The 23,428-nt window shown below is 69.7% G+C and carries 20 protein-coding genes; 7 read left to right on the top strand and 13 right to left on the bottom strand.

Annotation, left to right across the window (positions count from 1 at the left end):
* Positions 1–35 precede the first annotated feature (35 nt).
* Positions 36–653: a GNAT family N-acetyltransferase gene (locus ABT123_RS08220; protein WP_351311011.1), complete on the top strand. Its 618-nt coding sequence runs from the start codon at positions 36–38 to the stop codon at positions 651–653.
* Between the two features lie 76 nt (positions 654–729).
* Here ABT123_RS08220 and trxA read toward each other — a convergent pair whose 3' ends face one another.
* The 7 genes from trxA to ABT123_RS08255 form a co-directional block, all read right to left on the bottom strand.
* Positions 730–1,074 (bottom strand): thioredoxin, encoded by a 345-nt coding sequence (gene trxA / locus ABT123_RS08225; RefSeq protein WP_351311013.1) that lies wholly within the window; start codon positions 1,072–1,074, stop codon positions 730–732.
* A 59-nt stretch (positions 1,075–1,133) separates the two neighbouring features.
* A complete protein-coding gene (trxB, locus tag ABT123_RS08230) occupies positions 1,134–2,093 on the bottom strand; it encodes a thioredoxin-disulfide reductase (RefSeq protein WP_351311015.1) in 960 nt (319 codons plus the stop codon).
* 124 nt (positions 2,094–2,217) lie between these two features.
* Positions 2,218–3,156 carry an anti-sigma factor family protein gene (locus tag ABT123_RS08235; protein WP_351311017.1) on the bottom strand — a complete coding sequence of 313 codons (939 nt, stop codon included), beginning with the start codon at positions 3,154–3,156 and terminating at the stop codon, positions 2,218–2,220.
* Complete coding sequence (gene sigM / locus ABT123_RS08240) at positions 3,153–3,839, bottom strand: RNA polymerase sigma factor SigM (RefSeq protein WP_351311019.1); 687 nt, start codon at positions 3,837–3,839, stop codon at positions 3,153–3,155. Before sigM ends, ABT123_RS08235 begins: the two co-directional genes overlap by 4 nt.
* Before the next feature lie 25 nt (positions 3,840–3,864).
* A complete protein-coding gene (locus ABT123_RS08245) occupies positions 3,865–5,592 on the bottom strand; it encodes a protein kinase family protein (RefSeq protein ID WP_351311021.1) in 1,728 nt (575 codons plus the stop codon).
* A gap of 117 nt (positions 5,593–5,709) precedes the next feature.
* Positions 5,710–7,884, bottom strand: a complete 2,175-nt coding sequence (gene murJ / locus ABT123_RS08250) for a murein biosynthesis integral membrane protein MurJ (RefSeq protein WP_351311023.1) — start codon at positions 7,882–7,884, stop codon at positions 5,710–5,712.
* Positions 7,885–7,930: 46 nt separating this feature from the next.
* Entirely contained in the window at positions 7,931–10,213 is a 2,283-nt protein-coding gene (locus tag ABT123_RS08255) for a DUF6049 family protein (protein WP_351311025.1), read from the bottom strand.
* Positions 10,214–10,398: 185 nt separating this feature from the next.
* Between ABT123_RS08255 and ABT123_RS08260 the strand changes: the two genes are divergently transcribed.
* Positions 10,399–11,865, top strand: coding sequence for a CCA tRNA nucleotidyltransferase (locus ABT123_RS08260; RefSeq protein WP_351311027.1), 1,467 nt, complete (start codon positions 10,399–10,401; stop codon positions 11,863–11,865).
* 74 nt (positions 11,866–11,939) lie between these two features.
* Here the strand turns inward: ABT123_RS08260 and ABT123_RS08265 are convergent, their stop codons facing one another.
* The 3 genes from ABT123_RS08265 to ABT123_RS08275 form a co-directional block, all read right to left on the bottom strand.
* Complete coding sequence (locus ABT123_RS08265; RefSeq protein WP_351311029.1) at positions 11,940–13,208, bottom strand: MFS transporter; 1,269 nt, start codon at positions 13,206–13,208, stop codon at positions 11,940–11,942.
* Positions 13,209–13,307: 99 nt separating this feature from the next.
* A complete protein-coding gene (locus ABT123_RS08270; RefSeq protein WP_351311031.1) occupies positions 13,308–14,390 on the bottom strand; it encodes an inositol-3-phosphate synthase in 1,083 nt (360 codons plus the stop codon).
* Positions 14,391–14,440: 50 nt separating this feature from the next.
* Complete coding sequence (locus ABT123_RS08275) at positions 14,441–15,043, bottom strand: PadR family transcriptional regulator (protein ID WP_351311033.1); 603 nt, start codon at positions 15,041–15,043, stop codon at positions 14,441–14,443.
* 211 nt (positions 15,044–15,254) lie between these two features.
* Here ABT123_RS08275 and ABT123_RS08280 point away from each other — a divergent pair, with 211 nt between their 5' ends.
* Entirely contained in the window at positions 15,255–17,873 is a 2,619-nt protein-coding gene (locus tag ABT123_RS08280) for a transglycosylase domain-containing protein (RefSeq protein WP_351311035.1), read from the top strand.
* A gap of 23 nt (positions 17,874–17,896) precedes the next feature.
* Complete coding sequence (locus ABT123_RS08285; RefSeq protein WP_351311037.1) at positions 17,897–19,366, top strand: glycosyltransferase family 87 protein; 1,470 nt, start codon at positions 17,897–17,899, stop codon at positions 19,364–19,366.
* Here the strand turns inward: ABT123_RS08285 and ABT123_RS08290 are convergent.
* The 3 genes from ABT123_RS08290 to ABT123_RS08300 form a co-directional block, all read right to left on the bottom strand.
* Positions 19,339–20,370, bottom strand: coding sequence for an alanine racemase (locus tag ABT123_RS08290; RefSeq protein WP_351311039.1), 1,032 nt, complete (start codon positions 20,368–20,370; stop codon positions 19,339–19,341). The two genes, ABT123_RS08285 and ABT123_RS08290, sit on opposite strands and share 28 nt — an antisense overlap.
* A 31-nt stretch (positions 20,371–20,401) precedes the next feature.
* The gene (locus ABT123_RS08295; RefSeq protein ID WP_351311041.1) at positions 20,402–21,520 is read right to left on the bottom strand and encodes a lipid II:glycine glycyltransferase FemX; all 1,119 of its coding nucleotides are present in this window, start codon (positions 21,518–21,520) and stop codon (positions 20,402–20,404) included.
* Between the two features lie 107 nt (positions 21,521–21,627).
* Complete coding sequence (locus tag ABT123_RS08300; protein ID WP_351311043.1) at positions 21,628–21,942, bottom strand: hypothetical protein; 315 nt, start codon at positions 21,940–21,942, stop codon at positions 21,628–21,630.
* A gap of 239 nt (positions 21,943–22,181) precedes the next feature.
* Between ABT123_RS08300 and rpsF the strand changes: the two genes are divergently transcribed.
* The 3 genes from rpsF (at position 22,182) to rpsR (ending at position 23,421) form a co-directional block, all read left to right on the top strand.
* Positions 22,182–22,472 (top strand): 30S ribosomal protein S6, encoded by a 291-nt coding sequence (gene rpsF, locus ABT123_RS08305; protein WP_004950685.1) that lies wholly within the window; start codon positions 22,182–22,184, stop codon positions 22,470–22,472.
* A 72-nt stretch (positions 22,473–22,544) separates the two neighbouring features.
* Positions 22,545–23,141, top strand: a complete 597-nt coding sequence (locus ABT123_RS08310) for a single-stranded DNA-binding protein (RefSeq protein WP_351311045.1) — start codon at positions 22,545–22,547, stop codon at positions 23,139–23,141.
* A gap of 43 nt (positions 23,142–23,184) precedes the next feature.
* Positions 23,185–23,421 (top strand): 30S ribosomal protein S18, encoded by a 237-nt coding sequence (rpsR, locus tag ABT123_RS08315; RefSeq protein WP_005315025.1) that lies wholly within the window; start codon positions 23,185–23,187, stop codon positions 23,419–23,421.
* The last annotated feature ends 7 nt before the right edge of the window (positions 23,422–23,428 follow it).

Here is a 23,428-nt window from a genome sequence, read left to right on the forward strand (position 1 = left end):
GTGCGGCCCGCCCTTTGCCCTTATACGATGCGTTCATGGGTCGTCGGCTGGTACCTCTCACGCTGGACAACCTTCAGGACCTGCCCAGGCGTTGTCGGTCGTGCGTGTTCTGGGAGCTCGACCCCGTCAGTGGTGAGGCGGCGGTGAAGGCGGGTACTCCGGAGCTCGAGAAGGAGGCCTGGATCTCCGCGGTGCTCCTGGAGTGGGGGTCCTGCGGCCGGGTGGTCTATGTGGACGAGGTCCCGGTGGGCTTCGTTCTGTTCGCACCGCCGGCCTATGTGCCGCGGGCCACGGCGTTCCCGACCAGTCCGGTCTCCCCTGATGCGGTGCAGCTGATCACGGGGTGGATCATGCCGGGGTATCAGGGGCAGGGGCTGGGCCGGGTGATGGTGCAGACGGTCGCGAAGGACCTGCTGCGGCGGGGGTTCCGGGCGATCGAGGCATTCGGGGATGCGCGCTGGGAACGGCCGGGCTGCCTGCTGCCGGCGGACCATCTGCTGGCGGTGGGCTTCAAGACGGTGCGTCCGCATCCCGTGCATCCGAGGCTGCGGCTGGAGCTGCGGTCGACGCTGTCGTGGAAGGAAGACGTGGAGCTGGCCCTGGACCGGCTGCTCGGTGCGGCCCGCAAGGAGCCGGCCCTGCGTCCCCTCTGACCGTACGCGGACGGGGCCGCCCCCGGTGAGGGGGCGGCCCCGTTCTGCTGTGCTCGGCGCTGTGTGGTGCCTGCTGTCAGCCGACCGGCTTGAGCTCGACGAAGCCGTCGAGGTCGCGCAGGATGGCGGCCTTGGGCTTGGCACCGACGATGGTCTTGGCGACCTCGCCGTTCTGGTAGACGTTCAGCGTCGGGATGGACATGACCCCGTACTTCGCGGCCGTCGCCGGGTTCTCGTCGATGTTGAGCTTGACGATCTCGATCTGGTCGCCGTACTCGGCGGCGATGGCTTCGAGGGACGGAGCGATCTGGCGGCAGGGGCCGCACCAGGCAGCCCAGAAGTCCACCAGGACGGGCTTGTCGCTGCGCAGAACCTCGGCGTCGAAGTCTGCGTCGGTGACGTTCTTCAGGGTGCCGGCCACAGCGGCCTCCTTCTTTCCTGCGGGGTGTGGGGTGTGAGGGGGGTGGATCAGGGGGTGGGTCAGACGGCCGCGGCGGCCTTGTCGGCGTCCGTCAGGGCGGCCAGGAACCGCTCGGCGTCCAGGGCGGCGGAGCAGCCCGTGCCCGCGGCGGTGATGGCCTGGCGGTAGGTGTGGTCGACGACGTCGCCGGCGCCGAAGACGCCCGGGAGGTTGGTGCGGGTCGAGGGGGCCTCGACCTTGAGGTAGCCCTCCTCGTCCAGCTCCAGCTGGCCCTTGAAGAGCTCGGTGCGCGGGTCGTGGCCCACGGCGATGAACAGGCCGGTGACGGCCAGCTCGGAGGTCTCGCCGGTCTTGGTGTTGCGCAGGGTCAGGCTCGAGAGCTTGCTGTCCCCGTGGATCGTGGCGACCTCGCTGTCCCAGGCGAACTTGATCTTCGGGTCGGCGAAGGCGCGGTCCTGCATCGCCTTGGAGGCGCGCAGGCTGTCACGGCGGTGGACGATGGTGACCGACTTGGCGAACCGCGAGAGGAAGGTCGCCTCCTCCATCGCGGTGTCGCCGCCGCCGACGACGGCGATGTCCTGGTCCTTGAAGAAGAACCCGTCGCAGGTCGCGCACCAGGAGACACCGCGGCCGGAGAGGGCGTCCTCGTTGGGCAGGCCCAGCTTGCGGTGCTGCGAACCGGTGGTGACGATGACGGCCTTGGCGCGGTGGACCGTGCCGGCGGTGTCGGTGACGGTCTTGATCTCGCCGCTGAGGTCGACCGTGACGATGTCGTCCGGGACCAGCTCGGCACCGAAGCGCTCGGCCTGGGCGCGCATGTTGTCCATGAGGTCCGGGCCCATGATGCCGTCACGGAAGCCGGGGAAGTTCTCGACCTCGGTGGTGTTCATCAGCGCGCCACCCGCGGTGACGGCACCCTCGAACACCAGGGGCTTGAGCGAAGCGCGTGCGGTGTACAGGGCGGCGGTGTAACCGGCCGGCCCAGAGCCGATGATGATCACGTTGCGTACGTCGCTCACGGGTTTTTTCCTCGTTTCTGCGGACTGCCTGCTGCCTACCGGGGGCCGGTGCGGACTCTCACCCCACCCAACGGATCCTACGGCGCGTGCATTCCCAGGCTGTCCCCGTGACCGCCCTTACGTGTTACGGGCGGGGGTAGGTCTCGGTGAGCAGGGGCTCGCCGGCGGCCTTTCCGGGGGTGTTTTCGCAGGCGGTGCCGATGAGGAAGGCGTCGACCTTGGCGAGGTCGCCGGGGTGGGGGAGGACCAGCAGGTAGACCTCGGTGCCCTGGAAGGTCCCCCGTTCGGCGGCAAGCGGGGCCTCGGTGCGGCCGGTGCCGGCCCGCACGCACTGCGGTACCGCTGCGGCGCTGCGGCCTTCCGGGGCGACAAGGCCGGGCTGGGGGCTGGTGCCGTCCGCTCCGAAGGTGTTCTTCTCGCCCTTCTCTCCCTGCGTCTCCCCTGTCGCCGCGCCGGTCAGGAGCTGCCGGACGTTGCCCTGGAGGCCTTCTGCGGTGAAGGAGCCGGCGGCCCGGTGGGACTGGTCGGCGGCGGCGCTGGGCGCCTGCTTGGTCGCCGCGTCGTGGCCGGCCTCACCGGAGGGGAAGCCGCCGGTGAGGTAGATGCCGAGCACGCAGGCCGCCGCGGCGGCCAGGGCACCGAGTGCGGCCATCCGGCGACGGGCCCGGTTGCGGCCGGGGCCGGTTGCGGAGCCGGGGCGCCCGGCCGGGGCGGTGCGCGCCGGCCGGGTGGGCGATGTTTCACGTGAAACGCGGCGCGGGGCGGGCTCGGACTGCGGCCGGGCGGCCGGGGGCGAGGTCCGGCCGAGGAGGGCCTCGGCGGCGAGGGCCGCGTCGATCCGGCCGGCGATGTCGGCGGGCATCCGGGCGGGCCCCGGCAGCGTGCCGAGCAGCCCGCGGATCTCCTCCAGGGAGGCGCGTACGTCTGCGCACAGGGCGCAGTCGTCGAGGTGCCGGCGGACCTCCGCCGAGCGGGTCGGGGAGAGCAGGCCCTCGGCGAGGTCGGAGATCTCCGAGACATCCGGGTGCCGGATCGTTCCGGGCGCGCCGGTTGTGGGGCTCACGTTCGTCCACCTCCGCCCTTCACGGCATTCGGGTCCCTGTGTTCTGCTGCCGGTGGGACGGGAGTCCCCTGCGACCGGTTCCTTCCCCGCTCCGTGGCGGGGTTATCCCCGTGATCGCCGCGCAGATGAGTGAGCATCGGGACGAGTTTTGCCCGGCCACGGGCGCAGCGGCTCTTGATGGTGCCGGCTGGCACCTCGAGGATCCTGGCGGCTTCGGCGACGGGGTAGCCCTGCATGTCGACGAGGACGAGGGCGGCCCGCTGATCGGCCGGCAGGGTGGCCAGGGCGGCCAGGAGCTGCCGGTGGAGGTCCTGGCGTTCGGCGGGCGCCTCGGCGGACTCGTGGGGCTCCAGGAGCCGCTCCAAGCGGTCGGTGTCGTCCAGGGGCGAGGTGCGGCGGGTGGCGGCCTTGCGGGCCCGGTCCAGGCAGGCGTTCACGGTGATGCGGTGCAGCCAGGTGGTGACGGCGGAGTCCCCGCGGAAGGTGTGGGCGGCCCGGTAGGCGGAGACCAGGGCGTCCTGGACGGCGTCGGCGGCTTCCTCGCGGTCGCCGAGGGTGCGCAGGGCGACGGCCCAGAGCCGGTCCCGGTGGCGGCGTACCAGCTCACCGAAGGCATCGGGGTCCCCGGCGACATGCCGTGCCAGGAGTTCCTGGTCGCTGTCGCCGGGTGCGGCGTCGTCCAAAGGTGAGCCCCTCCCCTGCTGTCGGTCAGCCCGAGAACTTCACGTCCGTGATGCCCTGCTTGTATCCGGCCTGGCTGAATTCGGATTGCGGGGCATACGGTGCGGCGGTCAGCCAGAGCACCACGTAGCGGGTCTTTTCCGGGTTCTTGGCGGTCATGCTCATGGTGCCGTCCGAGGTGGTGCCGGCGACGATCTTCTTCATCGAGCTGACCGGTCCCGAGGGGGACGCGCTGTCCGCCGCGTAGAGCGCGATCTCGGTGTGGTCACCCCTGTACTTCAGCTCTATCGAAGCGGACTTGACCTCCTGCTCGGAGCCGAGGTCGAAGACCAGGCCGACGCCGCCCTTGTAGGACGTGAGGTCCGGGCCTTCGTTGAAGCTCTTGGTCCGCCACCAGGTGGTCGGCTTCCCGTCGTAGCTGTACTTGGCTCCGTCGGTGTTCTGCGGATTGCCGTCGGGGTAGTACTCCTGGGCTGCCTTGATGTCGAGCGGGACGAGTTCGTTCTTCGGTGGCGCCTCGTCGTCGTCGTTGTCGGTGGCGGGCGGCTGGTTCTGGGTGGTGTTGCTGCCCTTGTCGCTCTTGTCGAGGAGGGTGTCGGCGAGCTGCCAGCTGCCCAGGCCGAGGGCAGCGATGAGCAGCGCGGCGACGCCCCACTTGAGGGCGCGGCCGGTCCGGCTCTGCAGGGGGGCCGGCGGCGGGGACACGGGCATCGCCGTGGTGGCGGCCCCGGGCCGGGGCGTGCCGTAGCTGCCCTGCTGGTAGGTGGTGTGCTGGTATTCGGGCGGGGCGGTGAAGGTGGGCTCCGGGGGCCGGATGCGGGGCATCGCGGCGACCGCCTTGGCCAGTTCTTCGGGGGTGGTGAAGGCGGGTTCCTGCCGGGAGGCGGTGGCTCCGTCGTTGGCGAGGGCGCGCATGGCGAGCTCGCCCAGGCCGCGGTGGACGCCGGCCCGGACCTGGTCGGGGGCGATCAGGCCGACGCCCTTGGGCAGGCCGCTGAGGCCGTAGGCGTCGGTCTCGTAGGGCCAGCGCTGGGTGAGGGCGGCGTACAGCAGTGCGCCGATCGCCTCGGTGTCGGTGCGCTGTGGGCTGTCGCTGGTGATACCGCGCAGGGCGGCGTTCACGGCGAGGCCGCGGATGCGGTACTGGCCGGTGGAGGTCCGCAGTATGGCCCCGGGGGTCAGGCGCAGGTGGGCCAGGCCTTCCCGGTGTGCGGCGGTCATGGCCTGGGAGACCTGGGTGACCAGCTGGTAGGCCTCGTGGGGCTCCATGGGGCCGGTGGCGAGCAGGGCGGTCAGCTCGGTGGCGTCCGGCAGCCATTCGTGGACCACGTAGACGAGGTCGTTCTCCTCGACGGCGTCGAGGACCTGGACGAACCGGGGGTCGCCGAGGAGGGCCGAGGAGCGGGCGGCGGCCAGGACCGAACGGGCCCGGGGGTGGTCGGCGGGCAGCAGGTGCACACCCACGGCGCGGCGGAGTTTTTCGTCCATCGCGCGCCAGCTGCTGAATCCGTCCAGACGGGTGACGCATTCCTCGAGCCGGTAGCGTCTGGCCAGCTTGTGGCCGCTGTGGAGTTCGGGCGCGGCCGTGGCCGCTGCCTTCCGTTCACCGTCCGGTTCGGGCATGGGCTTGTCCGCGGCTTGTCGGGCGTCCTGGGTCTCCACCCCGTCGGCCGTGGCCTTGGCCGCCTGAGCGGCCGGCGGCTCGTCGCCGCTGTTGTCGGCCACGTCGACGGCAGCCGTGCTACGTTCCGCCACCGTCGTTCCTGCCTCCCCATCCGTTACGCGCTGTCGGTCAGTCTGCGAAGCCATGCCAATTGTGCCCACAGTCCGACGCTATGCACGACACACGATGGGGGCCGATGGTTGTGCGCATCAGCGCCCCAGTCGTCCGCGCACCATTCCGACCATGGCGTTGAGCTCCTCGATCCGCATCCGCTTGGCGGCGATGAGGAATACGGCCGCAAGGGCGATGGCGCCGGCCACGAGCGCGGCCAGGGAACCGGTCACTCCGCTGCCGAGGTAGTGGGTGATGCCCCAGGCTGCGGCACCGGCGACCAGGGCGGCCGGGATGCAGGCTCCGGTGAGGCGGGTGTAGGTGCGCATGACGTGGGCGCCGTCGAGGTCGCCGCCCAGCCGGGTCTTCAGGCGGCGCCAGGCGACACCGACACCGACGGTGTAGCCGAGGCCGTAGGCGGCGGCCATGCCGACGACGGCCCAGCGGGCGGGCAGCACGAAGAAGGCGGCGGCGGAGACGGCGGCGTTGACGCCGGCCACGATGACGGTGTTGTAGAAGGGCGTCCGGGTGTCTTCGTAGGCGTAGAACCCGCGCAGGACGACGTACTGCACGGAGTACGGGATGAGGCCGAGGCCGAAGGCCATCAGCACGTAGCCGATGTTCTGGGCGCCGGCGCCGGAGCCCGCGTACAGCAGGGTGGCCATGGGCACGCCGAGGGCGAGGAACGCGAAGGCGCAGGGGACGATCGCGACGGCCGAGGTGCGCAGGCCGTAGGAGATGTCGTCGCGGACGGCCGCGGCGTCCCCGTCGTGGGCGGAGCGGGAGATGCGGGGGAGGACGGCCGTCATCACCGAGACGGTGATGATCGCCTGCGGCATCTGCCAGAGCAGCAGGGCGTAGTTGTAGGCGGTGATGCCGGTACCGGGGTGGCCCTGCTTCTCGGCCACCGAACCGGCCCAGGTGGCGAGCTGGGTGACGACCACGAGACCGACCTGGTTGGCGAGGACGAAGAAGAACGTCCACTTGGCCAGCCGGGCGGCCTTGCCGAGGCCGTGGCCCTTCCAGTCGAAGCGCAGCCGCGGGCTGAAGCCGGCGTCCCGCAGGTAGGGCAGCATCGCCAGGGCCTGGACGGTGAGGCCCAGCAGGGTGCCGAGGCCGAGCAGGCGGACGCCTTCGGGGGTGACGGTGGAGGCGTTGACGCCGGAGGTGGTGAATCCGCCGAAGGCCCAGATGAAGGCGCCGAAGGTGGCGATGACCACGATGTTGTTGAGGACGGGGGTCCACATCATCGCGCCGAACCGGCCGCGGGCGTTGAGGATCTGGCCGAGGACCACGTGGATGCCCATGAAGAACATGGTGGGCAGGCAGTAGCGGGCGAAGGCGACGGCCACCTCCATCTGCTTCGGGTCGGAGGCGATCTTCGGGGACATCATGGTGATGAACAGCGGAGCGGCCAGCACACAGACCGTGGTGACGCCGGCCAGCAGGACCACCACGAGGGTGAGGAGCCGGTTGGCGTAGGCCGTTCCCCCGTCGCTGTCGTTCTTCATGGCCCGCACCAGCTGCGGGATGAACACGGCGTTGAGGGCACCGCCGCCGACCAGTACGTAGATCATCGTCGGCAGGGTGTTGGCGACCTGGTAGGTGTCGTTGAAGGTGCCGACACCGATCGCGGCGGCGATCACCAGGGTGCGCAGGAAGCCGGTGATGCGGGAGACGATCGTGCCGGCGGCCATCAGCGCGCTGGACTTGAGCAGGCTCGCGGCCCGGCCGGCGGGCTTGGCGGGCGCCGGGGCGGCGACGGGGGCTTCCTCGACGGCGGGCCGGGGGGTGGCCTGCTGGTCGCGGTACAGGTGGGCGAAGGCGTCCGGTTCGGGCTCCGCCTCGGCGGCCGTGGTGACGAGGGAGTCCACGCCGACGAACTGGGTGGTGGCCGCCTGGTCCCCGTACGGCATGTGCCGGGACGGGCCGTCCGGCTCGGGCGGCGGGGTCTGGGCCCACACCCGCGGGTCGGGGGCGTACGGGGGCGCCGACGGGGCCGCGTACAGCGGGCCGGGTTCCTGGTACGTGCCGGGAGGCGGCGGGGGGTGTGCGGCCCGGTCGTAGAGGGCCTCGGTCACGGGGTCCTGTGCGGACAGGTCCTGCGACCGGTACGGGTCGTAGGCGTAGGCGTCCTGGACATACGGGTCGCGGTCCGGCGCGTGGGCAGGCGGAGGTACCTGCCCGGCCACCGGGGCGCCCGGGGCAGTGCCCTGGCCGGGCGCTGGCCCGCCGGTGCCCTGCGCACGGTCACCGTCGTACGGCGCGTTCATCGAAACCCCACCTCATCGTCCCCAGGCCGACCGGCCACGGCATCGCTCAACGGTCCACTGTCTCACCCGGGCCGGACGTGCTGCCGCTTTGCGGTCCGGTGTCCGCGCTCTCGTCACTCGGCTGCGTGCTCTCCTCGGCGGCGGCACGCGCCGCTACCCGCTTGCGGGCTGCATACATCTTGATGCCCGCCAGGACCAGGAGGAGCACACCGCCGGCGATGACGAGCATCACGGTGGAGGTGATCTCGGTGGCCTCGACTGTGAACTTCCGTGGCTTGCCGTAGGCCACGCCGTCCTTGGTGAAGAGCTGTGCGGTGACCTCGACGGGGCCGCTCGCCGTGGCGTTGGCGGTGAACTTGACGGTCTGGCTGTGCCCGCCCTGGACGGACACCTCCTGCTGGGCCTGGCCGCCCTCCCCCTCGAACATCAGGCGGGTCGGGTTGGCGGACTTCAGCCGCAGCACCAGGCCCTGCACGTCCTGGACCAGGCCGTTCTGCACGGTGACCGGGATGGTGGCGCTGTGCCCGGAGAGGGTGGCGTCGGACTTGCGGACCAGCCGGACCTTCTCGGTGAGCCCGATGAGGTACTGCTGCACCCCGTCCCGGTACAGCCGGGCCTCCTGGGGATGGCCGCGCCAGGAGGTGGACATCTCCCGGTTGATCGTGTTGCCGAACGGGATGGTGACCCGGTCGGGGGCGCTGAGGATCACCTTGAAGTGGTCGAGGGTGTTCTGCGTGGTGCGGATCTTCTCGAAGGCGGCCTGCGGGAGCTCCGACTTCCGCAGCATCTCCGGGTACTGGCCGGCGCCCGGGACCTGGGTGGCGGCCCCCGGGTCGGGCTTGGCCTTGGCGGCGTCCTCCAGGTCCAGCGGCTGGGTCCAGCGGCCGGGCTGCAGGCCGCGCAGCGCGACGGCCATGCTCTGCACCTGGCTGGAGGTGGGCATCCGCTGCGGCGCGACCACGAAGCTGCGCTGGGCATCGGTGGGCTGGAGGTTCAGGGCGAGGCTCTGGGCGAGGAACTCCTGTACCGCGAGGGTGGAGGTCCCGGCGGCCAGCATGTCGCCCTGGAAGGCGGTGGACAGCCGAGCGTCGGCGACGACGGCCGTGGCGCCGGCCCCGATGGGTCGGGCGGCCGAGGGCGTGTAGCCGAGGGTGCCGCTCTCCTGCAGGCTGTCGCTGCGGGTCAGCACGTTGTGGGCGCCGGCCGAGGTGGCCACATTGACGATCGACGGATCGATGGCCCCTTCGAGCGGCCAGGAGAAGTCGGTCGACGGGGTGATGTGCAGGACGGTCTCGACGGCCTGGGCCGCCTTGTCGGTGGCGGGCCGGAGCTGGCCCAGGCTGCCCGAGACGTCCTTCCCGCGGTGGGCGAGGGAGGCGATGTCCGGGTCGGCGAAGGGCAGGGCAACGACCTTCTTGCCCTGCACGGCCGCTTCGAGGGAGTTCAGCCACCGCTCGGCGACGGCCTTGCTCTTGCCCTGGACGACCTTTCCGTCCGGGGTGCGCACCCGGTAGCCCTTGGTCATCGCATCGACCGTGTACAGCAGGTCGGGGTCGATGACCCAGGTGACGGGGAGCTCCTTGCCGAGGGAGACCATCTGTCCCAGACGGCCGGTCTCCGCCAGATCCGCGGCCAGGTCGTCGTCCAGGAAGACGGGGGTCTGGGTCTCGTCGGGCAGGGTCTCGGCGGTCAGGTGAGTGGTGGAGATCAGCGGCCAGAGATAGGTGAGCTGGGAGCGCTTGGCGGCTGCCTCCGGCTGCCACGGCAGGAAGGTCCGCTCGATTCCGAGGACCTGCTCGGCCGGGCGGCTGCCGGTCTCTCCGGACACCGAGACGCCGAGCTGGTAGACCCCGTCCTTGTCCAGCTCCAGCTTGTTGACCGGGACCTTGAGGGTGAACTCCTGGCCGACCTTGGACGGCAGGGCGGGGATCTTGACCGCGTAGGCCGCGTCGATCTCCGCGGGGTCGACCCCGGCCCGGAAGCGGGTCCGCTCGGAGACGCTGTCGATGGCGTCCCGGCTGTTCAGCGGAGGTCCGACCCGCAGACCCACATGGGCGTCCGTGATCGTCTCCGCCCCCGTGTTGGTCACGGTGCCGGTGATGGTGAGGGTGTCGCCCTTCACCGGGGCGGCGGGGGCCAGCGAGAGCAATTGCACATCGACGGTCCCGTTGCCGTTCTCGGCCGCTGTGGCCTCGGGCGCCGGGGCGTAGACCAGGCCGGCGAGCACCGGAGTGCCTGCGAGCAGCACGACCGCACGCCGCAGCCAGCGGCGTCGGAGCGGAGCCGGGGCCGGCCCGCTGATGTCTCCCGTGTCTGCCCCATCGGCCACGCGCTTCGCCCGTCCCTCGGTGTCAGTGGTCGTCGTTTGTGCGTCCACGCATGGTAACGAGGCCCGCTGTGCCCGAGTGCCGCGGACTGCTCCACATGATCGTGGCCGCCGGGCGGCGGTACGGCCGCGGGGTGTCCCGTAAACGGGGAAGCTCCTCGCGGGCGGGGCACGTACCCTTTTCTGTTGTGCCGAACGCCAATGAAGACAACCCCAGCGCCCTGAGTCAGGTGCAGCACCGCGCAGTGAACGAACTGCTGCGGGTCGCCCCCGTCGCCGACGAGCTCGGACGCCGCTTCCAGGAGGCGGGCTTCCGCCTCGCCCTGGTCGGCGGCTCCGTCCGCGACGCGCTGCTCGGGCGCCTCGGCAACGATCTGGACTTCACCACCGATGCCCGCCCCGAAGACGTGCTGAGGATCGTCCGGCCCTGGGCGGACTCGGTCTGGGACGTCGGCATCGCCTTCGGCACCATCGGCTGCCAGAAGGAGGCCCGGGTCGGTGACACCGACCGGAGCTTCCAGATCGAGGTGACCACCTACCGGTCGGAGGCGTACGACCGGACCTCGCGCAAGCCCGAGGTGTCCTACGGCGACTCCATCGAGGAGGACCTGGTCCGCCGCGACTTCACGGTCAACGCCATGGCCCTGGCCCTGCCCGAGCAGGAGTTCATCGACCCGCACGGCGGCCTGGAGGACCTGGAGGCACGGATCCTGCGGACCCCGGGCACCCCGGAGGACTCCTTCTCGGACGATCCGCTGCGCATGATGCGGGCCGCCCGGTTCGCCGCCCAGCTCGACTTCGAGGTGGCACCCGAGGTCGTTGCGGCCATGGAGTCGATGTACGACCGGATCGAGATCGTCTCGGCCGAGCGGATCCAGGCCGAGCTGAACAAGCTGCTGCTCTCTGCCCACCCCCGCAAGGGCCTCGGCCTGCTGGTGGACACCGGCCTGGCCGACCGGGTGCTGCCCGAGCTGCCGGCCCTGCGGCTGGAGAGTGACGAACACCACCGGCACAAGGACGTCTACGACCACTCGCTGATCGTGCTCGAGCAGGCGATCGACCTGGAGGAGGACGGGCCCGACCTGGTGCTGCGGCTGGCCGCACTGCTGCATGACATCGGGAAGCCGCGCACCCGCCGGTTCGAGGTCGACGGCCGGGTCTCCTTCCACCACCACGAGGTGGTGGGCGCGAAGATGACCCGCAAGCGGTTGACCGCGCTGAAGTACTCCAACGAGATGATCAAGGACGTTTCCCGTCTCGTGGAGCTGCACCTGCGGTTCCACGGCTACGGCACCGGCGAGTGGACCGACTCTGCGGTGCGGCGCTACGTCCGTGACGGGGGCCCGCTGCTGAGCCGGCTGCACAAGCTGACCCGGTCCGACTGCACCACCCGCAACAAGCGCAAGGCCAATGCGCTCTCCCGGGCCTACGACGGCCTGGAGGACCGGATCGCCCAGCTGCAGGAGCAGGAAGAGCTGGACGCGATTCGGCCCGACCTGGACGGAAACGAGATCATGGACGTGCTCGGCATCGGTCCCGGTCCCGTGATCGGCAAGGCCTACGCCTTCCTGCTGGAGCTGCGGCTGGAGAACGGGCCGATGGAGCGGGACGCTGCCGTCACCGCTCTCAAGGAGTGGTGGGCGACCCAGGACTGATCCCGGTGCGGTGATGTTTCACGTGAAACATCACGGGCCCATGGCCGGCCGGTGATGACGCAGGGGGCGATGTTTCACGTGAAACATCGCCCCCTGCGTGCCAGCCCCACTGCGGTCGCGGCGTACAGGACGGCCACGCACACGATCAGTGCCACGGACTTCCCGTCGGCCGGGAGGATCAGCGCCGCCGCTGCGGCGGCGGTGACGAACGCGACGTTGAACAGCACGTCGTAGAGAGAGAAGATCCGGCCGCGGAACTCGTCGTCCACCCGGGACTGGACCTCCGTATCGGTGGCGATCTTGGCTCCCTGGGTGGCCAGGCCCAGGACGAAGGCGGCCACCAGCATCGGCCCGGGGGCGAAGAACAGTCCCAGAGCCGGCACCAGGACCGCGGCGCCGGCGGCACAGACCGTGATCCAGCCTCGGGTGCCGACCCGGCCCACCAGCCACGGTGTGATCACGGCGGCCGTGAAGAAGCCCGCCCCCGAGGCGCCGACCGCCAGCCCCAGCAGGGCCAGACCGTCCGACTCCCGGTCCGACCAGGCGTACCGGCAGAGCATCAGCACCATCACCGTGAGCGCGCCGTAGCAGAACCGCATCAAGGTCATGGCGGCCAGTGCCTGGGCCGCCGCCCGGCGTTCCGACAGATGCCGCAGCCCCGCTGCCATGCCCCGTACGGTCAGGGCGATTCCCTCGACCAGCGTGGGATACCGGTGTGCCGGGTCCTGGTCCGGTCCGAGCAGGGCGATGGGCAGTCGCAGCGAGGCCAGGGCGGCACACAGGTAGAGAGCGGCGCCCAGCAGCACCACCACGGCATTGGACTCGGCGGCCAGCAGCCGGACCAGGAAGGCCAGCCCCCCGCCGGCGGTCGCGGCCAGGGTGCCCGCGGTGGGGGACAGGGCATTGGCGATGACCAGCTGCTCGGGCCCGACCACCCGGGGCAGGGAGGCGGACAGCCCCGCCAGGACGAAGCGGTTGACCGCGGTGACCGACAGCGCGGAGGCGTAGAACAGCCAGTCCGGCACCTGCGCCACGATCAGCATCCCGGTGACACAGGCCAGGAAGGCACGGAGCAGATTGCCGTAGAGGAAGACCTGGCGGCGGCGCCACCGGTCCAGCAGGACCCCGGCGAACGGGCCGATCGCCGAGTAGGGAAGCAGCAGCACCGCCATGGTGGAGGCAATGGCCGCAGGCGAGGTCTGCTTCTCGGGGGAGAACACCACGTAGGTGGCGAGGGCCACCTGGTAGACACCGTCGGCCGCCTGGGACAGCAGTCGTACGGCGAGCAGCTTCCGGAAGTCCCTCAGGCGCAGCAGCACGCGCAGATCCCGTACGACAGCCATGAGGGCTAGGGTCACATACGCGGAGGGTCCCCGGGCATATTGCCCGGGGACCCTCCGCGGAAGAGAAGGCGAACCCTTGGCGCGCCTCGTCTGTCGTGCTTAGCGCTCGACCTCGCCCTTGATGAACTTCTCGACGTTGGCCAGGGCCTCGTCGTCGAAGTACTGGACCGGCGGGGACTTCATGAAGTAGCTGGATGCCGACAGGATCGGGCCGCCGATGCCGCGGTCCTTGGCGATCTTCGCGGCGCGCACGGCGTCGATGATGACACCCGCGGAGTTCGGGGAGTCCCAGACCTCGAGCTTGTACTCCAGGTTCAGCGGAACGTCACCGAAGGCGCGGCCCTCGAGGCGGACGTAGGCCCACTTGCGGTCGTCGAGCCACGCCACGTAGTCGGAGGGACCGATGTGGACGTTCTTGTCGCCGAGCTCACGGTCGGGGATCTGCGAGGTGACGGCCTGGGTCTTGGAGATCTTCTTCGACTCCAGGCGGTCGCGCTCCAGCATGTTCTTGAAGTCCATGTTGCCGCCGACGTTGAGCTGCATGGTGCGCTCAAGACGGACACCGCGGTCCTCGAACAGCTTGGCCATCACGCGGTGCGTGATGGTGGCGCCGACCTGCGACTTGATGTCGTCGCCGACGATCGGGACACCGGCCTCGGTGAACTTGTCCGCCCACTCCTTGGTGCCGGCGATGAAGACCGGGAGAGCGTTGACGAACGCGACCTTGGCGTCGATGGCGCACTGCGCGTAGAACTTCGCGGCGTCCTCGGAACCGACGGGCAGGTAGCAGACCAGAACGTCGACCTGCTTGTCCTTCAGGACCTGGACGACGTCGACCGGGGCCTCGGCGGACTCCTCGATGGTCATCCGGTAGTACTTGCCCAGGCCGTCCAGGGTGTGACCGCGCTGCACGGTCACGCCCTTGCGCGGGACGTCGCAGATCTTGATGGTGTTGTTCTCGCTGGCGCCGATGGCGTCCGAGAGGTCGAGGCCGACCTTCTTCGCGTCGACATCGAAGGCCGCGACGAACTCCACGTCACGCACGTGGTAGTCGCCGAACTGCACGTGCATCAGACCCGGGACCTTGGTGGCCGGGTCGGCGTCCTTGTAGTACTCGACGCCCTGCACCAGCGAGGCGGCGCAGTTGCCCACGCCGACGATGGCTACGCGAACCGAACCCATTCCGGTTGCTCCCTGTTTGTTCTCGGACGAGGCCTGCGAGCTGCAGGGCCTCATTTTTCGGTTTCGTCGGACGGACCGGAACGTCTCTGGTCCCGTCCCGCCCGCTCACTCTCAATGAGCTCGTTCAGCCAGCGGACTTCGCGCTCCACCGACTCCATGCCGTGCCGTTGCAGCTCCAGCGTGTAGTCGTCGACGCGTTCCCGGGTGCGGGCGAGCGAGGCGCGCATCTTCTCGAGGCGCTCCTCCAGCCGGCTGCGGCGGCCCTCCAGGACCCGCATCCGTACTTCCCGCTCGGTCTGGCCGAAGAAGGCGAAGCGGGCGGCGAAGGACTCGTCCTCCCAGGTCTCCGGCCCGGTGTGGGAAAGGAGCTCCTCGAAGTGTTCCTTGCCCGCCGCCGTCAACCGGTAGACGATCTTGGCCCGCCGCCCTGCGAGTGAAGCGGCAAGGGCGTCCTCCGGGGCATTGCCCGGTTCTTCGATCAACCAGCCGTTGGCGACCAGCGTCTTGAGGCAGGGGTAGAGGGTCCCGTAGCTGAATGCCCGGAACACCCCCAGCGAGGTGTTGAGCCGCTTGCGCAGTTCGTACCCGTGCATGGGGGATTCGCGGAGCAGGCCGAGGACGGCGAACTCGAGGATGCCTGAGCGTCGACTCATCCGCCAGCTCCCTCCCCCACCTCATAGTCCCGTATGTCATGTCGGGCCGATGTATCGACTCGATACATCCAGACGATAGAACGGGCCGCCTCCGGCCACAAGGGAGGGCATGGTGACCGGTGTCACATCACCAATTTGCACCAGGCAAGTTGCCGGATTTGGGGTGAACTTCGGCACTGGTTCGGTTTTGAACGTGCGTAGTCTGTGCGCCATGAGCGAGCACCGCCGCAAACCGCCGCAGCCTCAGGGCGGCGGCCGCGCAGCGTCCCGCCGGGCCGGCCAGCGCGGCACCGGACGCAGCGCCATGCCCGGACGCGATGTCCCCACCACCTCGCACAGCGGCCCCTATGGCGGCCCGCACGGCGATCAGACCGCCCACGGCAGCCGTGCCGAGGCCCGCCGGGCCGGCCAGCGCGGCTCCGGCCGAGGCCGGCCGGACAAGCGATTCATCAACTACCCGCGGTCCGACAAGGACGGCTGGCAGCGCTTCATGCCGTCCTGGAAGCTGGTCGGCGGCACCGCCCTGGGGTTCTTCGCGATCGTGACGGCGGGCGCCGGCATCGGCATCGCCATGGTCGGCACCCCCGACCCCCACAAGGCGGCCAAGGCCCAGAACAACGTCTACTACTGGGCCGACAACACCCAGATGGCGGCCACCGGTGGCTCCACCAACCGGCAGATCGTCACCATCGACAAGATCCCGAAGTCGATGCGGAACGCGGTGATCGCAGCCGAGAACGCGTCCTTCGAGACCGACAAGGGCGTGGACCCCATGGGTGTCGCCCGCGCCGTCTACAACATGGCCACCGGCGGCTCCACCCAGGGTGGCTCGACCATCACCCAGCAGTACGTCAAGAACACCTTCCTCAACTCCGAGCAGACTGTGAAGCGGAAGGTCACCGAGCTCTTCATCTCGATCAAGCTCGGCGTCAGCGAGGAGAAGGACACCGTCCTCGCGGGTTACCTGAACACCGCCTACTACGGCCGCGACGCCTACGGCATCCAGGCCGCCGCCCGGGCCTACTTCGGCAAGGACTGCAACCAGCTCACGCCCTCCGAGAGCGCCTTCCTCGCCCAGGTCCTCAAGGGTCCCAACCTCTACAACCCGGACGGCGGCATCGGCAGCGCAGCCACCCCCGAGGCCAACGAGGAACGGGCTCGGCAGCGCTGGGCCTGGGTGCTCGACCGCGAGGTCGAGGTCGGCCGGATGACCCCGCAGGAACGCGATCAGCACAAGGCCGCCGGGTTCCCCAAGCTGGTCGACTCCGAGCAGGCCCGCTCGCTCACCGGCCAGACCGGCTACCTGGTCGAGACGGCCAAGCAGTACGTGATGAAGACGAAGAACCTCACGGCCGAGCAGATGGCCCAGGGCGGCTACCGGATCTACACCACCTTCCAGAAGCCCCGGGTGGACGCCCTGACCAAGGCCGTCGACGACACCCGCAATGACTTCCTCGACCCGAAGAAGCGGCCCGCGCACGACACCAACGTGCAGTTCGGCGCCGCCTCCGTGGACGTGAAGACCGGGGCCATCGTCGCCCTGTACGGCGGTCCGGGCTGGGACCAGAAGTACTTCAACAACAACGCCAACACTACCGGTGTCCCGGTCGGCTCCACCTGGAAGCCGTATGTGCTGGCCGCGGCCATGGAGTACGGCACCCAGAACTCCGACGGCGAGGGCCTTTCGGTCGACAGCAAGTACCAGGCCAACGACCTCACCGTGATCAACAACCGGGCGGGCAAGCCGCTGCGCGACGCCTCCGGCAAGCCGTTCCGGCAGAAGAACGAGGGCAGCTTCCCCTACGGCTACGTGACCCTCAACGAGTCGATGGAGAAGTCCATCAACGTGCCGTTCGCCCAGCTTGTCTTCGACGTCGGCCACGACAAGGTGCGCAAGGTGGCCAAGGCCACCGGCATCCTCAACGAGTCGATGAACCCGAACAACGACGCCTCGTTCGCCCTCGGCACCTCCACCCCCAGCGCCATCCGGATGGCCGACTCCTACGCCACCTTCGCCGCCTCCGGCACCCACCGCGAGCCGTTCTCCGTCACCAAGGTGGTCCAGAACGGCAACGAGCTGGACGGCTTCGCGGCACCCAAGGCGGAGCGGGCGATGGACAACGCCGTCGCCGACAACGTCACCAAGGTCCTCGAGAACGTCGTCCAGAACGGCACCGGCACCAAGGCCAAGAAGCTCGGCCGGCCGGCCGCCGGCAAGACCGGAACCACCGACAAGAACAAGTCGGCCTGGTTCGTCGGCTACACCCCGGAGCTCTCCACCGCGGTCACCCTTTTCCGGACCGACCCCAACGCCAAGGTGAAGACCCTCGAGTCGATGAACGGCACCGGTGGCGTCGACTCCATCCACGGTGGTGACATCCCCGCCGTGATCTGGACCGACTACATGAAGGCCGCGCTGAAGGGCACCCCGGTCAAGGACTTCCCCGAGGCCGAGGACATCGGCGTCACCGCCGACTCGGCCGGTGCGCCGTCCCCCAGCCCGAGCCCGTCGCCTTCCCCCTCCCCCTCGGAGACGAAGAAGCCGGAGGTCTCCCCCTCCCCCTCGCCGACCCCGTCGAAGGGCGGCAAGCCCTCCTGCAAGCCGTGGCAGTGGGACTGCAACTCCGACGCAGGCACCACCACCGGCACCGACAACGGCGGCATGAGCCAGGGCGGCAACAACGGCGGGCCCGGGGGCGGTAGCCCCTCCCCGAGCAGGTCCGGCAAACCGGGTCGCCCGGGTGGAACCACCACCGGTTCCACCGGTTCCACGGACGGCTCCACCGACGGCAGCACCATTTGGGGACCCACCGGTGAGGACACCGACTGACCCCGGTGCGGCAGGATGACCGCATGACCAAGGTGCACGAGGACCACCCCGTACCACCCACCCGGCAGGACGAGGTGGCCGCCGCAGGCAGCCAGCTCATCGGCGGCCCGCTCGGCCGCCACGCCCTGCTCGGCGGCCACTGGCTGACCCCGGTTCGGGTCGTGGTCCTCGTCGCCCTCGGCATGTTCGCCCTCGGCATGGTGCAGAAACTGCCCTGCTACAACTGGGCGTGGTTCCAGGGTGCGAGCTCCCAGTACACCCACGCCTGCTATTCCGACATCCCGCACCTGTACGCCGTACGCGGCTTCGCCGACAACCTCACCCCGTACTTCGACCGGCTCCCCGGCGACATGCAGTACCTCGAGTACCCCGTGCTCACCGGCCTGTTCATGGAGATCGCCTCCTGGCTGACCCCCGGCAGCGGCTCCATGCAGCACCGCGAGCAGATCTACTGGATGGTCAACGCCGGCATGCTGATGGCCTGCACCGCCGTCATCGCCGTCTGCGTCGCCCGCACCCACCGCCGCCGCCCCTGGGACGCCCTGCTCTTCGCCCTCGCACCGGCCTTCGCGCTCACCGCGACCATCAACTGGGACCTGCTGGCCCTCGCCCTGACCGCCGCCGCGATGCTCATGTGGTCCCGCGGCCGGGCCCTGGCCTTCGGCATCCTCATTGGCCTGGCCACCGCCGCCAAGCTCTACCCCGTCCTGCTGCTCGGCCCGCTCTTCGTGCTGTGCTGGCGGGCCGGGAAATGGCGGGCCTTCGGGACCGCAGCGCTCGGTGCGGCGGGCTCCTGGCTGCTGGTCAACCTGCCCGTGATGCTCGGGGCCTGGCAGGGCTGGACGAAGTTCTACACCTTCAGCCAGGAACGCCCCATCGACTTCGGCTCCGTCTGGCTGCTGATCTCCCAGCGCACCGGGAACCCCCTGGAGGGCGCCAACACCTACGCCACCGCGCTCACCCTGCTGCTCTGCGCGGGCATCGGCCTGCTGACCCTGATCGCGCCCCGTCGGCCGCGGTTCGCCCAGCTCGCCTTCCTGGTCGTCGCCGCCTTCATCCTGACCAACAAGGTCTACTCGCCGCAGTACGTGCTGTGGCTGATCCCGCTGGCGGCGCTGGCCCGCCCGCGCTGGCGCGACATCCTGATCTGGCAGGCCGGCGAGGTCATGTACTTCCTCGGCATCTGGATGTACCTCGCGTACACCACCAGCGAGGAAAAGCACCAGGGCCTGCCCGTGGAGGGCTACCAGCTGGCGATCGCGGCCCATCTGCTGGGCACCCTCTACCTGTGCGCGATGGTCGTACGCGACATCCTGCGGCCCGAGAGGGACCCGGTACGCCGGGACGGCTCGGACGACCCCTCCGGCGGCATCCTCGACGGCGCCCCGGACGTGTTCGTCCTCTCAGACGCCGCGAGGGCGCCGCACCAGGCGGCGCCCTCGGAGGGACAGCGGGTCGAGTGGGGTCAGCGGTCGACCGAACGGTCGAACTGAGTGGTCGTGTGCCGCAGGTGCGCGACCAGCTCGTCGCCCACCTTCGGCTCCGTCGCGTCCGACGGCACGAACAGGATCGACACCTGCATGTGCGGCGGCTCGGCGAACCAGCGCTGCTTGCCCGCCCACACGAAGGGCGAAAGGTTTCGGTTCACCGTGGCCAGACCGGCCCGGGCCACGCCCTTGGCCCGGGGCATCACACCGTGCAGCGCCTTCGGGGCCTCCAGGCCCACCCCGTGGGAGGTGCCCCCGGCGACGACGACCAGCCAGCCGTCCGAGGCGGCCTTCTGCTGCCGGTAGCCGAACCGGTCGCCCTTGGCCACCCGGGTGACGTCCAGGACCCCGCCCTTGTACTCGGTCGCCTCGTGGTCCCCCAGCCACAGCCGGGTCCCGATCCGGGCCCGGAAGCGGGTCTGCGGGAACTGCTGCTGGAGGCGCGTCTGCTCCTCCGCACGCAGGTGACTCACGAACATGGTGTGCAGCGGCAGCCGGGCCGCCCGCAGCCGGTCCATCCAGCCGATGACCTCCTCGACGGCGTCCGAGCCGTCCGGCCGGTCCAGCGGCAGGTGCAGGGCGAAGCCCTCCAGCCGCACATCCTCGATGGCCCCGGCCAGCAGGCCGAGGTCCTGCTCGGACACCCCGTGCCGCTTCATCGAGCTCATGCACTCGATGACCACCCGGGCACCCACCAGCCCGCGCACCCCGTCCACCGAGGACACCGAGCGGATCACCCGGTCCGGCAGCGGCACCGGGTCCTCACCCCGCCGGAACGGGGTCAGGACCAGCAGGTCGCCGCTGAACATGTCCTTGATCTTCGCGGCCTCGTACGTGGTGCCGACCGCCAGGATGTCGGTCCCCAGCCGGGTCGCCTCCTCGGCGAGCCGGTCGTGGCCGAACCCGTAGCCATTGCCCTTGCAGACCGGGATCAGCCCGGGGAACTGGTCGAACACCCGCTTCTGGTGCGCACGCCAGCGCGCGGTGTCGACGTAGAGCGTGAGCGCCATGCCTGTCCGGACCCCTTCTCTCAGCGTTCTCTCAGCGGCGCGACATGTAGATGTCGAGCGCCTTGTGCAGCAGCTTGTTGAGCGGGAAGTCCCACTCTCCGACGTACTCGACGGCCTCGCCGCCGGTACCCACCTTGAACTGGATCAGACCGAACAGGTGGTCGTTCTCGTCCAGGGTGTCACTGATACCGCGCAGGTCGTACACGCTCGCGCCGAGGGCGTAGGAATCCCGCAGCATCCGCCACTGCATCGCGTTCGAGGGACGCACCTCGCGCTTGTGGTTGGCCGATGCGCCGTACGAGTACCAGACGTGCTGGCCGACGGTGAGCATCGTGGCGGCGGCCAGCGGCTCCCCCTCGTGCTTGGCGATGTACAGCCGCATCCGGTTGGGGTCCTCGGAATTGAGGGCCGTCCACTGGCGCTGGAAGTAGCTCAGCGGGCGCGGGCGGAACTTGTCGCGCTCGGCCGTGATCTCATACAGGTGCTGCCAGGTCGGCAGGTCCTCGTAGCCGCCCTGGACCACCTCGACGCCGGCCTTCTCGGCCTTCTTGATGTTGCGGCGCCACAGCTGGTTGAAGCCCTTGAGGACATCGTCCAGCGAACGGTTGGCCAGCGGCACCTGGAATACGTAGCGCGGCTGGACGTCACCGAAGCCGGCGCCGCCGTCCTCGCCCTGCTGCCAGCCCATCCGGCGCAGCTTGTCGGACACCTCGAAGGCGCGGGGCTCGATGTGGGAAGCCTCCACGTCCCGCAGGCGCTTGACCTCCGGGTCCTGGATGCCGGCCTTGATGGCGGCCGAGTTCCAACGGCGGATGACCACCGGCGGACCCATCTTCACGGTGAACGCACCCTGCTGCTTGAGGTGCGCCAGCATCGGCTGGAGCCACTCCTCCAGATTGGGGGCGTACCAGTTGATGACCGGGCCCTCCGGCAGGTAGGCCAGGTACCGCTTCACCTTGGGCAGCTGTCGGTACAACACCAAGGCGGCGCCGACGAGTTCGCCGGACGTGTCGAACCATCCGAGGTTCTCGGACCGCCACTCGTTCTTCACGTCGGCCCACGCCGGGACCTGGCAGTGACTCGCCGAGGGCAGGCTCTGGAGATAGGCCAGATGCTGCTCTCGGCTAATGGTCCTCAGGGACAGGCTCATGCGGGGCGTCTCCTCCGGCGGCTTCGCTGGTATGCCGCGAAGCCTACTGTGACGAGGGCGCCACCCATCCGGGGGACAAGGGGCGCCCTGCCGCGGAGGTGCCCCGGTCAGCCGATCAGGCCGCCGAACAGGCCGCCGTGTGCCATGCCGAGGAAGAAGCCGAGCGCGGACGCGCCCAGCCCGACGACCAGTGCGAAGCGCTCGCGTGTCGTCGCGGAAATGAACTGTCCGTACCCGCCCGTCAGGATCCCGATCAGCCCGGCCCACGAGGTGAGCAGGTGCAGATCGGGGAAGAAGGCCGTGATCAACGCCACGGCGCCGAGCACCACTGTTGCCGCGAGCAGGGCGTCTTGCAGGGGATGGGGCTTGCCGTCGGTGGCGAGCAGAGAGATGGAGGACCGGCTTCGCATTGCCTGTGCCATCGGAAGGCACCTCCTGGCTGAGGCGGGCATAGCATCGCGCACACCCGATGTGTACAGATTGTGGTCCTCTCCTGCCGGATTTCAACCGGAAGGACGGGAGCAGGTACTCTGTACGACTGCACTGGTGTCTGCCGTCGGCTCTGATCCTTCCGAGCTGGCCGGATGCCGTGCAACACGCATCACGACCCTCCTGCCACGGAACGACCGTGGCCGCTGAGTCCAAAGGAGGTGGGTTCCACATGCGTCACTACGAGGTGATGGTCATCCTCGACCCCGATCTCGAGGAGCGCGCTGTCTCCCCGCTGATCGAGAACTTCCTCTCCGTCGTCCGTGAGGGCAACGGAAAGGTCGAGAAGGTCGACACCTGGGGCCGTCGTCGTCTCGCTTACGAGATCAAGAAGAAGCCCGAGGGCATCTACTCGGTCATCGACCTGCAGGCCGAGCCTGCGGTCGTCAAGGAGCTCGACCGCCAGATGAACCTGAACGAGTCGGTCCTCCGGACCAAGGTCCTCCGTCCCGAGACCCACTGAACTTCGGTTCAGCGGTAATCGGGTCCGAGTAGCACTAGCAGCCAGCAGCAAAACCCGCCGAGAGGTTCACCCATGGCAGGCGAGACCGTCATCACGGTCGTCGGCAATCTCGTCGACGACCCCGAGCTGCGCTTCACCCCCTCGGGTGCGGCGGTCGCGAAGTTCCGTGTCGCGTCCACTCCCCGCACCTTCGACCGCCAGACCAACGAGTGGAAGGACGGCGAGAGCCTGTTCCTGACCTGCTCGGTGTGGCGGCAGGCGGCCGAGAACGTCGCCGAGTCGCTCCAGCGCGGCATGCGCGTCATCGTGCAGGGCCGGCTGAAGCAGCGGTCGTACGAGGACCGTGAGGGTGTCAAGCGCACGGTCTACGAGCTGGACGTCGAGGAAGTCGGCCCCAGCCTGAAGAACGCCACGGCCAAGGTCGCCAAGACCACCGGTCGCGGTGGCCAGGGTGGTTACGGCGGCGGCGGCCAGCAGGGCGGCGGCGGTGGCAACTGGGGCGGAGCCCCCAGCGGCGGCCAGCAGGGCGGCGGAGCTCCCTCCGACGACCCGTGGGCGTCCAGCGCTCCGGCCGGCGGCCAGCAGCAGGGCGGCGGAGGCGGCTGGGGCGGAAGCTCCGGCGGTTCCGGCGGCTCCGGCGGCGGCTACTCGGACGAGCCGCCCTTCTAGGGCAGCCCGTACCAAAACTTCTTGATCACACAGGAGAAACACCATGGCGAAGCCGCCTGTGCGCAAGCCTAAGAAGAAGGTCTGCGCGTTCTGCAAGGACAAGACCGCTTACGTGGACTACAAGGACACGAACATGCTGCGGAAGTTCATTTCCGACCGCGGCAAGATCCGTGCCCGCCGCGTTACCGGCAACTGCACGCAGCACCAGCGTGACGTCGCCACGGCCGTGAAGAACAGCCGTGAGATGGCACTGCTGCCCTACACGTCCACCGCGCGCTAAGGAAAGG

Origin of the sequence: Streptomyces sp. NPDC002054 (genome assembly GCF_040296685.1) — a bacterium.
Taxonomy (GTDB): domain Bacteria; phylum Actinomycetota; class Actinomycetes; order Streptomycetales; family Streptomycetaceae; genus Streptomyces.